This is a genomic window from Cyclobacterium qasimii M12-11B, from assembly GCF_000427295.1.
GTDB lineage: Bacteria > Bacteroidota > Bacteroidia > Cytophagales > Cyclobacteriaceae > Cyclobacterium > Cyclobacterium qasimii.
The window spans coordinates 1-14,554 of record NZ_ATNM01000189.1; the positions used below are offsets into that span (position 1 = coordinate 1).

Consider the following 14,554-nt stretch of genomic DNA (forward strand, 5'->3'; position numbering starts at 1 on the left):
TTCTCGTTTCTATTTACAACACAACATAAATATTTATATTTTTCTCAATCATATAATACAATTTCATAAATAATTAAAATAATAGTATTCAATTAACCTTAAATAATACAATTTTATTCCAGTTTAAGGCTTAAAAAACTGAAATTCGGCCATATCTTTCTTTTATGGCATCTTTAAAAGTTACTATTATCCTGAAAGAAGAATAAAAAGTACGTATATTTTTTTAATTAAAATAATAAAAAATTCCCGAATCAATAAAAATTTAGTGGTTCACAGGCGATTCTAAGAAATCAAAGTTGGCCAAATGATTCCAATTATGGTTAAAAAACATTAAAGTTTTGCATCAGAATTGAATATTTCCGTAAAGGTATTTACTTTGCCATCCAGAAGAAGCAACAACAATGAAAAAAAGCCCTTATCTATTACTTTTATTGCTATTAGCAGCCATTTGTATACTACACCCATTCACCACTAATGCCCAATCGGGCCCTAATCTAGGGACGACATCGGCCATGTTGGAAAATGCTTCAGCAGCCATGGATAAAGGAGATTATGAAAAGGCCAATGGGATTTTCCGGAATATTATCAATAGCAATCAACCTATTCCGCCCGATATGCCCTATTTGTTTTCAAAAACGTTATACGAATTGGGTCAATACCATAACAGCAATAGTTTTGTCAACAAATACCTCGATTTAAACGGTTTTAAAGGTACTTATTACAAACAGGCCAAAGCACTACAAACAGAATTGGCACATCCATTGGAAGAAATCGCTTCCTGCCAATATTGCGATGCCAGGGGTTACAGGTATGGCATTTGTGAAACCTGCCATGGTGAAGGTAAAACAGAACAAGCTTGCTCACTTTGCCGGGGCCATGGTGTCATTGGCTGTAGCCGATGTGCAGGCGATGGAATGGTAACCAAGAAAAATGTCTTCAATATCATTGAGTATTTTGAATGTGAGCGTTGCTCGGGTAAAGGTAGGTTAACCTGTACCTCTTGTCATGGAACCTTGGTTGAAACAGATACCTGCCCTGTATGCGAAGGATCGGGACATACCCTTACCGAAGATTTGTGCGACCACACTGCGCCTGAAAAATAGTCTTTTTGTTCTTAATCCTATAGAGCAATCCATTTTGCTAATTTCCATAAGGCCGGAATAAAATAAAAATTGGTAGGAATCCAGGTTAGCTGCCCTCCTTACTTTTTTACCGAGGTCTTAGAATTTCATTTACACTTTGCGGAGTTTTCACCACGGATTTTCGATGCGTATTGGAGAATTAGAAAATACAATTTCCAAAGGAATGATTTCAAGTCCCTGACAAAATGAAGCATTGCGGGCAAAATATCAACTAAGCCAACTGCGGCCCAACAGTATGACAGGAATTCAACTGTATTGAACTGAATTCAAAGGACTTAAATACCAGAAGGTACAAAATACTTTAAGCCGATTTAGCAATGCACAGGAGAGCATAAAATCAAAATCGGTACGTTGGATAGTTACCATATGGTACTAAAAAGTTGGACAAAGCTGCTTAAGGTAAATCAAGAAGCGCAATACGATCATTATTAGGAAATAGTTTATAAAGCAGGGCATTTAACGTGTTCATAGGCTAAGTTAAATTAAATATACAGTCATTCAACTCTATTGAACTGGGTTTAAACAAATTGAATAACTGCTGCTCTAAATCACATTAAGCTACAATTCAGTGAGCACTCGCAATCGCAAACTGACCTCATTTAATGTGCAATCAGAATCGTGGCCCAACTCCCCTGCTTATACCATTATCGCCCCTATGAAAAATTAACCCATTAACAATGTATTGACATAGACAAGTAAAGTTGAATTGGACCACCTGCTATATTAGGATTGGTAATTATTGTACGGTAATTCAAATTTACTGACTTAAATTCAATTATTTTGCAATTTACTGATCTAAAGTACTTTAACCCCATATCAAAAGGCATTCACAATTGCAATATTATACTGAAGACCGGAGAGATTTAACCCCTATTCATGCAAATAAAAGGCAACACTTTAGCTTAAATGGGTATGCGCATCTTGTTTATATCGAGAGGCCACAGCTTCAGCTACAGAAATAGCGCCCTTAGAGCGTTATTAGGAAAATTAAACTTCACCTCCATTTCAAAGTATTAAGTTAAGTTATAAAGGTTATTACTTCCATTAGTGGCCTACTAATAGGGTCACAGGAAAACAACTATTTGTCAACTGCATCATAACAAAGCTATGCCGGTAGGTAAAGTCAAAGGAATAAGCTGACTGGACGGTAATTCAAGCTTACTGACCTGAATTTAACACCTTTATGAATCAGTTGATTTAAAACACTTTAGGGCTTTATGCACTTTATTTTAGCTAAAGTAAATTGAAATATAGAAGCAGCCTCTTTTAATGAAACTATATCAATATTCTATGGATCAAAGTGCTGCTAGAGTAAGTGTGTTTAAGGAAGTGCAGGCTCAGAGGAAGTAATTTAATGAACAAATAAACTATTAATGGTACTATTTTAGACATCAAGTCAATTTATTTAACCCTTACTCAAAATGTTGTAAGTGAGGAGCTTATCTATTTTCCTATACCGAATTAAAAAAGAAGTGGGCTTAGAAATGGACTTAAAATTCTTTGAAGGGAAACTGGCTTTTGGAATAAAAAACACCAGCAAAAGATCGACTATAGGTCAATAAAAATGCCTTTTTCCTTCCACTTATTAGATCTGAGACATAAAAAAAAGGCCTGAATGGTTCAGGCCTTTTGTAAATTACAGATGATCGTAAAACGATTATCTACAGTATTTCTTAATTGATTCATTTGCTGGCTGATAATCGTTCTTTACAGCCGCTTTAAAATCCTTACAAGCATTTCCTATATTGTCGGTGGCTGCATAAAGCATGCCCCTGTAATAATAGGCCTGTCCATTGGTAGGACTCATTTTGATGGCTGTATTGTATTCTCTCAAAGCTTCTTTAACATTGCCCAGCTTGTGCATGGACCTTGCTTTAAGGAAATAGGCCATTGCTGGTGCGCCAGAGACGGAAACAGCATTGTCCGCATACATAAGCGCCAATTCTGGTTTGTCATTGTTATGGTACAAATTAGAAAGGCTCAAAAGTATTTGCGTGTTATTAGCATCTTGCTTCAAAGCTTCCTTGAAGCTTTCCTCTGCCTTTTGAAAATCATCCAGCTCTTCATGTGCCCTGCCTTTATTGTACAGTACTTTAACATTGTTGGGCTTGTTTTTCAAGTAACTGGTATAAGCCACAATTGCTTCCTTGTACTGCCCATCATTGTAAAACGCGTCTCCTTTATTAGAAGAACCGCTACCGCAAGCCACAAATAATGAGGCCAACAGAAATATGCTTAATAGGTTTTTAATTGAAATCATATAATAAATTGAAATTAGACTGCTACACTATTATCTCTGAGGGCATCATTGAGAGAAGTCTTTAAATCTGTTGAGGCCTTTCTTTGACCAATGATAAGTGCACAAGGAACCTGGTAGTCTCCTGCCTTAAACTTTTTATTTAAGGTTCCTGGTATAACTACTGATCTATCAGGAACATATCCTTTATACTCAATAGGCTCATCGCCTGTAACATCAATGATTTTAGAACTTGCAGTAAGGGTAACGCCTGCCCCAATGACAGCCTCTTTACCTATTCTTACTCCCTCTACTATGATAGCCCTGGACCCAATAAAAGCACCATCTTCAACGATGACAGGTGCTGCTTGAATAGGCTCCAAAACGCCTCCTATACCTACGCCACCACTAAGGTGAACGTTCTTACCTATCTGCGCACAAGATCCAACAGTAGCCCAGGTATCCACCATGGTTCCACTGTCTACATATGCACCGATATTTACATAGGAAGGCATCATCACCACACCCCTTGCAAGAAACGCGCCATATCTGGCAATAGCATGAGGAACCACTCTTATACCCTGCTTAGCATAATTGGTTTTAAGGGCCATTTTATCATGAAACTCAAAAGGTCCAACCTCTATTGTTCTCATTTTTTGTATCGGAAAATACAGGATTACAGCTTTCTTTACCCAATCATTTACTTTCCAGGAACCATCTTCTGCAGGCTCTGCTACCCTAAGTTTGCCATTGTCCAGGTCAGCAATCACAGTTTTAATTGCTATTTGAACGTCTTTTTCATTTAATTGCTCCCTGTTGTCCCAGGCTTTTTCAATAATATGCTGTAAATCCATAAATTTAATATTAGCTTAGTTTGATTTTTCAATTTTATGTCTAAAAAAGTCCCCCTTATAATAGCTTCTGTCCTCAAACCAGTGGATGATTCCAGAATGTTGTATAAGCTGGGATTTTCAATTCGTGAAACAAATAAATACGACCTTAACATCATAGGGTTTTCAACAAAAAAAACGCCTAAGGTCAAAAAAATACGACTTATTGAAATTTTTTCCGGCTCAAGAACGCATCCAGCCCGTTTATTAGTCCCATTTAAGTTCCTCAAGCAGCTTTTCAAAATAAAACCGGCGGTCGTCATTGTGACCACTTTTGAGCTGCTTCCAGTAGCTACTATAGGCAAATGGCTGCTTTCTTACCGACTTATTTATGATGTTCAGGAAAACTACGTCAAAAACGTAACCTATAACCAAACATTGCCTCCTTTAGGGCGTATTTTGGGTATATCAATGGTTAAAATTTCAGAAAAGTTCAGTCAACATGCAATTGATCATTACCTATTTGCTGAGCAATGCTACGTTTCCGAAATGCCTACCATTAATAAGCATACAGTAATAGAAAATAAAGCGGCAATTCCTGCCCTTTTTAAGCCTTCTTTCCGACTGTCTAATTCCAATGCTCCCCACTTTATCATCAGTGGCACCATTACGGCTGTATACGGGGTTATTCCTGCCATTCATTGGTTCCTGCAACTTAACCAACACCTTCCAAAGTCAAAATTAACGATAGTAGGGCATTGTCCCATGAAGGATTTTGCCAGGGAACTGGAACAAAATTATGGTGCCATTAAAGGAATTAAGCTGGAGCTTTCACAAGATCCACTGCCTGCAAGTTACATTCAGGAGAAGATAAAACTGGTAGATGTACTGTTATTGCCCTACCTATTACTGCCAAGTATAAAGGATAAGATCCCTACCAAACTCTATGAAGGAATTGCCTCACAAAAGGTGATTCTAATGGCTGACAATCCACTGTGGAAAACCATTGTGGATAAGTATCCCGCAGGAATGTGCATTGATTTTTCAGCCACAGAGAAGGCACATTCAGTGTGGAAAACCCTATTAAACCTTGATTTCTACCAGTTTCCGCCAGATGCAAGTATTGATTGGCAGGTAGAAAGTCGAAAATTTCAGCATTTAATTCAAAATATTTAGGGTTCCTCTCCTAAGAAAAAAGCCCCAATTGTACTTTTCCAATTCGCCTATTTCGGGCGTAGATTATTTATTTTAACAATTTTACTGTTTATAAATAGATGAATAACAATGTGTTAATGGATTTTTAGACAAGACTAAATAATTTTATATGATAATCTAAATTTTAGAAAAAGTTAAGAACACAGTTATCCACAGGTGATTTAGACTGAAATTAAACATTTTTTTAGACAAGCCTAAATCATATATTTGTGGAAATTTCACATTATGATAAGCTTAAGTCCAGCTGAGGAGAATTATTTGCGAACCATTTACAATCTGATCGCTGAGGGGTTGGAAAAGGTGTCCACAAATGAGATCTCTGCAGCTGTCAATACCAAGGCAGCATCCGTAAGTGATATGCTAAAGAAACTGGCGGAAAAAGAGTTGATCGATTACCGCAAATACTATGGCGTGAGCCTTACAGAAGAAGGAAGGAAAAGAGCCCTACACATCATTAGAAGGCACCGCTTGTGGGAGGTGTTTTTGGTGGACAAATTAAAATTCAGTTGGGATGAGGTCAATGTCATTGCAGAAGAATTGGAACACGTAAAGGCTCCCCTTTTGGTCCGTCGTCTGGATGAATACCTGGGCTTTCCCAAATTCGATCCACATGGAGATCCGATCCCGGATGAATTCGGAGAATTAAGTAGCAAGCCTAGAATCTTACTACAGGAAGTACCGGTTGGGCAGAGTGGAAAAATCGTTTCTGTTAGCGACAGTAGCGCAGCCTTTTTAAAATACCTTGACAAGGTTGGGATCTATATTGGCGCAAAGGTCCTTGTCTTAGAAAAAACAGATTATGATGGCTCTCAGGAATTGTTCATCGACAACCAGAAAAAGGTTTTCGTCTCCAAAGAAGTCGCTGGCAATATTCAGGTAATGCTCCACCCCTCGTAGTCTGATGGAACCGAATTTAACCTTTATAGGTTCTTTTGAATCTTAGCTTGACAATTGTTCGTTATATAAGGACACTTCATAGGAGACAATGACAAATTTTAGAAATTTGATCAAATTGTCGATTTAAGAAAAAACAGCTATAAGAAATAACTAATTGAAGAAACAATGAAAAAAATAGTAGGACTAGTGGTGTTGCTGGTTTTTGTTCAGCAACTGGCCAATGCCCAGAAAAATTCAATAGAATGGCACAGTTTTGAGGAAGTCATTGAGAAGACAGCCGAAAACCCGAAAATGATTCTTGTGGATGTGTACACCGACTGGTGCGGTTGGTGCAAGAAAATGGATAGAAATACTTTTACAGACCCTAAGGTCATAGCCTATGTAAATGAAAATTTTTATGCCGTAAAGCTAAATGCGGAAGACAGGAAGAAGAAGTTTGAATTCAAGGGAGAAGAATACAACGGTCAAACGATGGCCAGGCAAATGAAGGTAAGGTCTTACCCCAATTTTGTCATCATGGATTCGGCCATGGAAAGCATCACTCAACTTCCTGGTTATAGAGAACCGGATAACTTTGTGAGTTCTTTAAAATCTTTACTCGAAAATTTCGCTCATTAATGGCCCAGAATTTTAGTCAAAAAGAAGACACCATCATTGCATTGGCCACACCTCAAGGTGTAGGTGCCATCGCTGTTATTAGACTTTCCGGAAAGGATGCCCTAAAGCTGGCCAACGAAGTTTTTTACGGCAAAGACCTGGAGCAACAGGAAAGTCACACCATTCATTTCGGTACCATTCGAGATGAAAAGCGGGTAATCGATGAAGTGCTGGTTTCTTTATTCGTTGCCCCTAAGTCTTTTACCAAAGAAAACGTGGTAGAAATCTCTACTCACGGCTCTTCTTATATCATCAATCAAGTAATAAAATTGCTGGTCAGAAAGGGGGCCCGCCCTGCCCTACCCGGCGAATTTACGCAACGCGCTTTTTTAAATGGACAGTTTGACCTGGCCCAGGCAGAAGCTGTTGCCGACCTTATCCATAGTGATTCCGAGGCTTCTCATCAGGCAGCCATGAACCAAATGCGGGGTGGATTTTCTGGAGAAATCGCCAGTCTTCGTACCCAGTTGATTCATTTTGCTTCCATGATAGAACTTGAACTCGACTTTACAGAGGAAGATGTAGAATTTGCCAGCAGAGATGATTTGAGGATTCTTGTAGAAAAATTGCTCCGTGTTGTGGAGCAATTGATCAGCAGTTTTGACTTGGGCAATGTGATAAAAAATGGAGTTCCTACCGTAATTGCCGGAAAACCAAATGCAGGTAAGTCCACCCTACTCAACGCCTTACTCAAGGAGGAAAAAGCCATTGTATCCGATATCGCAGGAACCACCCGTGACTATATTGAAGATGAAATCAATATAGGAGGCGTGATTTTCAGGTTTACAGATACGGCTGGAATTAGGGAAACCACTGATACTTTAGAAGCCATAGGTGTAAGCAGAACACATGAGAAAATGAAGACTGCTTCACTGATCCTCTATCTATTTGATTTGGGAGACACCGACATGGTTGAGATCAGCAAAGACATCAACAAACTGGAAAACATGGGCATTCCCTTCCTTAAAGTAGCCAATAAGGTAGACAAGGCCAATCCATTATTTATCAATGAATTAACAAAGGCTCATCCCGACACTATTTTCATTTCTGCAGGTAAGAAAGAAAACCTGGAAACCTTAACTGACCGAATTTTGGCACTGGTCAATTTGGACAAATTCAGAACCGGAAACACCATCGTTACCAATATTCGCCACTACGATTCCCTTACTCGAACCCGTCAATCCCTGCTAGATGTCTTAACAGGTCTGGACGAAGAAGTAACCAATGATTTTCTGGCCATGGACATCCGCCGCTCTTTATATTTCCTGGGTGAAATCACCGGCGAGATCACCACCGATGACCTACTGGCCAATATTTTCAGCAAGTTTTGTATTGGAAAGTAGGCTTACTCTTTTTATACATAATATTTGAATGAGGTACCTCAACTGGAATGCTTGCATGGAGGTTTCCCAGATGGAATTCGAAAAAGCCCCATTACGTTTTCAGATACACAAAATGAAAACCATTATTTTCTCCTCTACCTTGCATTTTAATGATGGTATATGAACATCTGGCATTACCGAAAGATTTCATTATTTATTTTTCCAAAAATAAATCAAAAATTTCTACAGCTGTCTCCAATCAGAATAAATTTTAGGGAAAATAACCATATGCCTGATATTTAAGCATAAAAAAAGGTGCTTATTCAACTATATGGCTTGGAAAGTAGGCAGAAACAACTTAACAATAAATCAATTTTTTCTATTTTTTACCATTTAAGGTGTAAATTCACATCACCCCAGAACAGCTCCTAAATTGCTATTTTTGGATATGGCCATGCTTATTGATGTGTGAAACAAGTTGAACAGTAGAAATTTGAGTGAAATTTACGGAACAACTTTTATGGAAAACAAAATCGAAATCTACCAAGGAAGTGATGGCCAGACTCAAATAGAGGTTCGTTTTGAAGGCGACACCTTTTGGCTACCTTTGCAACAAATTTCAGAATTGTTTCAAAGAGATAAATCCGTTATTTCCCGGCATATAAAAAATATCTACAAAGAAGGTGAACTGATCAGGGAAGCAACTGTTGCAAAAAATGCAACAGTTCAAATGGAGGGGAAAAGAAAAGTTGAAAGGGAAGTTGAATTTTACAATCTAGATCTTATCCTATCTGTTGGGTATAGAGTAAACTCCAAACAAGGTACTCAATTCAGAATCTGGGCAACCAAACGGTTAAAGGACTACCTTATCCAAGGCTATACAATCAATGAAAATAGACTTGCCCAGAAGCAACAAGAAGTACAAACCCTAAAAGATGGTATTCGAATTTTAAGCAGAGCAATTCAGCAAAAAGAAGAAGATCAAAATTTGGATTTTGAATGGCTGAATCACTTTGCAAAAGGTTTGGAGTTGCTCGATGATTATGATCATGAGAACCTGGACAAAAAAGGATTAAGCAAAAGAAAAGCAATCTTCCCTGAATTATCAGATTATCAAGAGGTAATAAAATCCATGAGATCAGATTTTGAATCTGGTGTATTTGGAAAAGAAAAAGATGGAAGCTTTGAAAGTGCAATCGCACAAATCAGTAAAGGCTTCGGAAGAGAAGACTTCTATCCTACCTTGGAAGAAAAAGCTGCAACCCTACTCTATCTCATTGTCAAAAATCATGGTTTTGTAGATGGTAACAAACGGATTGGTGCAGCTTGCTTTCTTCTCTTTTTGAAGGCAAATGATCTTTTGAATAACAAGAAAGGAATTTCGATCATCAGTAATGATGCACTCGCCAGCTTGACCCTATTTATAGCATCCAGCAAACCGGAAGAGATGGATACGGTGAAAAAATTGGTGATTAGTGTGTTGAATAGGAACCGAAACTGACAGAATATGTCATGAATTGAAGTAATTAATATATACTACAAACAATTCAATTTAAAATTGAAATAGGCCTAAAAAAATCGAGAATATTTGATTTTTTGTACCGAATTTGTCCCGTTTTATGGTTAATTATTTATTTATCAATTAGTTACACATTCTGTATTAGAAGTAAGCTTAACTTAAGTTCTAAAAAGCTTTAAATAATTGTATTTAGTTACCTATATATAAGATAGTTATGAATATTTACTTTTGTTTTTTTCCAATTTTTTGAATTCATCTTTTTCAGTACAATTGCCAGTAGGCTTGGATGCTCAAGAAGGACCTATTCTATCTAAGGTTGGCTTAATATTTATCATAGTCAAAGCCAAAGTTGTGTTAAAAATTTATCTCAACCACTTTCCCAAACCACAAAGCATTATTGATTTAGGAAGAAGGCAATTTAGAATCTACTAAGCAATAAGGTTAATAATTAAATATTTAGTAATTATTCTCTCAAACTAAGTTTTTATTATATATTTGTCCTGGGTCTATTTACCGATTAGAAATACCTTTTATCAATTAATACCGAATTATTGATTTGCCAAGGTGAAACCTCATCTAAGATGACCAAGTTTGAATTGTGCTTTGATATGGTAAATTTTAGATTAATGAAAAATGTATTCTACCTCCTTTTGATTCCCCTTCTCTATTCCTGCGGTAAGGCATCTTCTGAAAAAGCCGAATCAGGAAATATTCTAGAAAAGCTGACCTTCACGGTGGATACAGTAATGGTGGATGCAGGTGATGATATTTTCATCTTAAGCTCAGGACTAGGAACTAAAGCCCTTAATCAAGACAAAAGCAAATTGCTGTTTTTTGAAAGGGAACCATTCAGCTTGGTTCAGGTAGATCTCAATAACCTGAAACTCATTGGTAAAACCCCTTTCCAAAAGGAAGGACCCAACAGTGTGGGTACGTACCTGACTGATTTTCAGTTGGGGCCAAATTCAGAACTTTTTATTCAGGGTAATTCCTCTCAGGCAAAATTTACTACAGAAGGAAAACTCACAAAAAATCTTAAGATTGTGCCGGAAGGTATCGATTCTGAGCTGGCTAATAATTTTCAAAAGCTTTACGCAAGAGCTGTTTTTGATTTCGAAAAAAATCGGATTTATGCTCAGCCTTCCTTAGAATCGTTAGGGAAAAACAAGCTTTACATCATCGATCCGCATTCCAAGGGAGTTCGAATAGAACCAATGCCTGAGATGAAAGCCGTTGAGGAATTTTCAGGGACTTTCATTACCAAATCGGGTGAAGGTACGATGTACCGCTATTTTGGAGTAGGGAGTTTTACAACCATTGAAAATGGTCAATTATTGATTTCTTCGGGGGCAATGAGTGGGATTTATCGACTTAACCCCAAGTTGGACAGTTTGTATTTTATACCTATTCAACACCAAAATTTCCCCAATCGGATGGAAGTTACGGTGAATAATTCACCTACCGATGAGGCGCAATTTTCCGAGGACCGACGAAAGGTCTACGAACAATTGAACTACATGGAACCGCGCTGGGATGAGAGCAGAGAAATGTTTTTACGACTGGGTAAAAAAACATTTTTGGGTGAAAGACGAGAAGATCCATCTACTTATGAGGTTTTTCTTTTCGCTTATGACCAAGACTTCAATGTTTTGGGCGAAACCAAAATTGAAGGCTTAAAACAAGTTCCGGGAAGCTGTTTTTGGAAAGACGGCAAGCTCTGGTCCTATGTCAATGTTGAAGATGAATTGGGTTTTGCGGTGATTGACTTTAAATTTTAGACCTATATAGTCAGAAAAGAAGCACCACTCGATTGAAAAAGCATTTAAGGACCTTTTCAACATTGTTGTAGAAAAAAGCATCAACCTACTCAACTTCTTACCCTCTCCTAATCCCTAAATCAGGAAATTATATCCGGTCCAGGACTTTAGCACTTTTCAAAATGAATTGAAAAACCTCCCTGTCTCCCTCCCTTCGCCGGATATAATTGCTTGGTTAATGGCTGCTGAATTTAGACAACAGGATTTTTCTCATTGACAATAGAGATTTTGCTTTCTACTTTTACAGTATTTACAAGGTTGTCCAATACAGGGCAACGCGCCTCTACCTCTTTAATAAGCTCCTGTATCCTTTCAGGACTTTCGTCAGAATCGATAATCGTTTCCACTTCTATTTTATGGTATCCAGGACGGACATTTTCGTCTATTCCCAGGAATCCCCTCCAGTCTATATTTCCTTTTGTTTCTACCTTGACATTGTTTAACTGAATTCCTTTTAAGGAAGCGACAACTTGATAGGTGATCACCTGGCATGAGCCGAGAGAGGCCAGTAAATACTCTACAGGATTGGGACCTAAATTTGTTCCCGCCAAAGCTTCTGGTTCATCTGCGATAAACTCAAAATCTCTCGCCGTATTTTTCACACGGACATGCTCATCCAGTTCGGAAGTGACTCTAAAAACTCCTTTTGTTAGGCTTGCATCCTTGTTGGTAGCTTCAATAATTCCTTGAAATGTTCGCTGTACTAATTCTGACATGATTGTATACTTTAAAAGTTAATAAATAATAAATAGGGTTTTATAGGGTGATGCTGAAGCAATCACTCAATAGACTGAATCGTCTTAGTATCGGAAATTGGAAAATGAAATTTACATGCGGCCACGCATAGACTTATCCCTATTGTGTAGCAAACAACAGCACAAATGAATCGTCTTGTGGCGAAAAAGTTCCTTTGAAAAGGTGTAAATAACGGGGCTTTGATTTGTCTTCATGATGTCTATTTTATAGTCCTCTTATTTAAGAGTCTGGAATTGGCACCTTTTCATTTGATGAAGGTTGCCAGTAGGTCATAGAGCCAGTCTCTCGCTACTTCTTTATAAATCAAGACATATATTACTTCTTATATGCCTTTGACATGATTGTGGCACAAACTTAGGCATAGATTTCTAAAAATAAAATTTTTCTGGTTTCTTTTAACAAAAGGACTTTTGGAAAAAGGAATTTCAGGTTTCAGAAATTAATTTGGTCTATTCCGCAGGTCAAAATCCTTTTTGGGTACCTGAGTTCGATTATAGAAAGTAAGCGCTGGTGGTGATTATGCCTTCCTTAGCAAATGGGTAATTGCCAGATAAACCAAAGCATCTTATAATCCACCTAAATCTCATTTTCAACCACTCCCCCTTTCTCTTAAAGGGGGCAGGGCCTGTCCCGACCAAAGTCGGGAGGGGATTTAACTTCGCGCATAAAAAAAAGACATCAATATCGAATTGGATTATAATGTCTTTTACCGCTATCGGGTTTCGTTGGAATGAGGGAATGATATAATATGCCATTTCAATAAACCCGTACAAAATAAACAAGATGTATTGTATACTCGTTAAATATGGTGTATTATTACACCATAAATACACAAAAAAATGGCTAGACAAACTATCTCTGTTAATGAACCGAATGACCGTTGGATGAAACAAAAAATTGAAGAAAATGAATTCTCCAGCAAAAGTGAATTGATCAACGACCTGATTCGTAGACAAAGAGAACAAGAAGAGGAGCGGTTATTGTTAAGGAATGAGCTTATAAAGGGTGAAAATAGTGGACTATCCAATAAATCTATGGCTGAAATTCTTACAGAGGCTAAACAAAGGGTAAAAAATGGCCAATGAATTATGTTCTTACCCGCCAAGCAGAAGAAGACCTTATTCAAATTTATCTTTATGGTCAAGTAGCTTTTGGTCCTACCCAGGCTGAAAAATACCATGGATCGCTAGAGAATACGTTTATTAGGATTGCCGAAAATCCTGAAATGTACCCTTTGGCAACTTCTATTCGTAAAAGGTTACAGATATTGTGTTCATAGCTCACATACAATATTCTTCACAGTAGAAGATCAGGTCAGGATAGTTAGGATCATTGGTAAACAAAAATTTCCATAGTCTTCAAAAAACCAAAATATTAAATAGATTTCTTGCCATAATAACTACCACGTTTACAAAATTTCTAATTACATGGTTGTAGTAAGAATGTAAGGCTAGGTTGTTTACCCTTCATTGCTAGAAAGGCATAGCCTGTCCCGATTCATCGGGAACGATGCTATCTTATTGGATTTTTGAAGCTCTTTCCACATTAAAATAGGCATAGTTGGCTCCGAAGTTTCTTATTTTAACCCGTAACAATCTCACTTTATAAGAATATTGAGTGTCTTCAAAAATATAATAATCCCCTGGATACAATTTTGATGTGGCTATGGACGCTTGACTTGAATTCTTAATTTCAATGTCAGCCACTTCAGGGTTTTCACTAACATTGTTTGGAAATAGACTGTATTTCCCATCATCTATGGGTAAATAATTACCAACTTTTACTACCTGTCCACTCAAGATTGTGGTGTAAGCCAATTCAATCTTATCCTTTTTAGGCAAACTTATGACTTCGGGTTTTTCAATAAGTTCCTCTTCATTTATTTGTTCCGATGTTGTAGAAACTTGTTGTTCTTTAGGATTACTTGTTGTTTCTGATGTGGTAACATTAGCCTGATTTTTAAGTGACGCCTCTGTTTTCTGCACTTCATCATTTGACAAGTTTTCTGGTGGACGACTATCTAGGTAGATATAGATCCCTACGATTGCTGTAATTAGTCCAGCTATTGAAGTAAGTAACGCTGGTAAATTGCTCCAAAAACTTTTATTTTCTTCTGCCATATCTATAGTTGTTTAAAATTAGTTTTACCTCCCTTGATACTTC

13 protein-coding genes and 1 riboswitch are annotated in these 14,554 nt (G+C 37.4%); of the genes, 9 read left to right on the plus strand and 4 right to left on the minus strand.

Annotated features, from left to right (window positions below):
- The first annotated feature begins 401 nt into the window (after nt 1-401).
- Nucleotides 402-1,103, plus strand: a complete 702-nt coding sequence (locus tag ADICYQ_RS22640) for a molecular chaperone DnaJ (protein WP_040417770.1) — start codon at nt 402-404, stop codon at nt 1,101-1,103.
- A gap of 1,696 nt (nt 1,104-2,799) precedes the next feature.
- Here ADICYQ_RS22640 and ADICYQ_RS22645 read toward each other — a convergent pair.
- Both ADICYQ_RS22645 and ADICYQ_RS22650 read right to left on the minus strand, forming a co-directional pair.
- The gene (locus tag ADICYQ_RS22645; protein WP_235114864.1) at nt 2,800-3,366 is read right to left on the minus strand and encodes a tetratricopeptide repeat protein; all 567 of its coding nucleotides are present in this window, start codon (nt 3,364-3,366) and stop codon (nt 2,800-2,802) included.
- 50 nt (nt 3,367-3,416) lie between these two features.
- Nucleotides 3,417-4,232 (minus strand): 2,3,4,5-tetrahydropyridine-2,6-dicarboxylate N-succinyltransferase, encoded by an 816-nt coding sequence (locus ADICYQ_RS22650; RefSeq protein WP_020893592.1) that lies wholly within the window; start codon nt 4,230-4,232, stop codon nt 3,417-3,419.
- A 36-nt stretch (nt 4,233-4,268) separates the two neighbouring features.
- Between ADICYQ_RS22650 and ADICYQ_RS22655 the strand changes: the two genes are divergently transcribed.
- The 6 genes from ADICYQ_RS22655 to ADICYQ_RS22685 all read left to right on the plus strand — a co-directional run bounded on the left by ADICYQ_RS22655 (nt 4,269) and on the right by ADICYQ_RS22685 (nt 11,596).
- Nucleotides 4,269-5,384, plus strand: coding sequence for a glycosyltransferase family protein (locus ADICYQ_RS22655; protein WP_020893593.1), 1,116 nt, complete (start codon nt 4,269-4,271; stop codon nt 5,382-5,384).
- 264 nt (nt 5,385-5,648) lie between these two features.
- Complete coding sequence (locus ADICYQ_RS22660) at nt 5,649-6,320, plus strand: metal-dependent transcriptional regulator (protein ID WP_020893594.1); 672 nt, start codon at nt 5,649-5,651, stop codon at nt 6,318-6,320.
- A gap of 165 nt (nt 6,321-6,485) precedes the next feature.
- On the plus strand, nt 6,486-6,938 hold the full coding sequence (locus tag ADICYQ_RS22665) for a thioredoxin family protein (RefSeq protein WP_020893595.1): 453 nt from the start codon (nt 6,486-6,488) through the stop codon (nt 6,936-6,938).
- Nucleotides 6,938-8,320, plus strand: a complete 1,383-nt coding sequence (mnmE, locus tag ADICYQ_RS22670; protein WP_020893596.1) for a tRNA uridine-5-carboxymethylaminomethyl(34) synthesis GTPase MnmE — start codon at nt 6,938-6,940, stop codon at nt 8,318-8,320. Before ADICYQ_RS22665 ends, mnmE begins: the two co-directional genes overlap by 1 nt.
- A gap of 472 nt (nt 8,321-8,792) precedes the next feature.
- Nucleotides 8,793-9,800 (plus strand): virulence RhuM family protein/type II toxin-antitoxin system death-on-curing family toxin, encoded by a 1,008-nt coding sequence (locus ADICYQ_RS22675; protein WP_235114866.1) that lies wholly within the window; start codon nt 8,793-8,795, stop codon nt 9,798-9,800.
- A gap of 644 nt (nt 9,801-10,444) precedes the next feature.
- Nucleotides 10,445-11,596: a DUF4221 family protein gene (locus ADICYQ_RS22685; RefSeq protein ID WP_020893600.1), complete on the plus strand. Its 1,152-nt coding sequence runs from the start codon at nt 10,445-10,447 to the stop codon at nt 11,594-11,596.
- Nucleotides 11,597-11,826: 230 nt separating this feature from the next.
- On the opposite strand, the gene ADICYQ_RS22690 is transcribed toward ADICYQ_RS22685, so the two are convergent.
- A complete protein-coding gene (locus tag ADICYQ_RS22690) occupies nt 11,827-12,351 on the minus strand; it encodes an OsmC family protein (RefSeq protein ID WP_020893601.1) in 525 nt (174 codons plus the stop codon).
- A gap of 241 nt (nt 12,352-12,592) precedes the next feature.
- Nucleotides 12,593-12,696, minus strand: a riboswitch (SAM riboswitch).
- A 534-nt stretch (nt 12,697-13,230) separates the two neighbouring features.
- On the opposite strand from ADICYQ_RS22690, the gene ADICYQ_RS22700 reads away from it, so the two are divergent.
- Nucleotides 13,231-13,476, plus strand: coding sequence for a ribbon-helix-helix domain-containing protein (locus ADICYQ_RS22700; protein ID WP_040417784.1), 246 nt, complete (start codon nt 13,231-13,233; stop codon nt 13,474-13,476).
- The gene (locus ADICYQ_RS22705; RefSeq protein WP_020893603.1) at nt 13,473-13,670 is read left to right on the plus strand and encodes a type II toxin-antitoxin system RelE/ParE family toxin; all 198 of its coding nucleotides are present in this window, start codon (nt 13,473-13,475) and stop codon (nt 13,668-13,670) included. Before ADICYQ_RS22700 ends, ADICYQ_RS22705 begins: the two co-directional genes overlap by 4 nt.
- 238 nt (nt 13,671-13,908) lie before the next feature.
- Here ADICYQ_RS22705 and ADICYQ_RS22710 read toward each other — a convergent pair whose 3' ends face one another.
- Complete coding sequence (locus ADICYQ_RS22710) at nt 13,909-14,511, minus strand: hypothetical protein (protein ID WP_020893604.1); 603 nt, start codon at nt 14,509-14,511, stop codon at nt 13,909-13,911.
- Between the last annotated feature and the right edge of the window lie 43 nt (nt 14,512-14,554).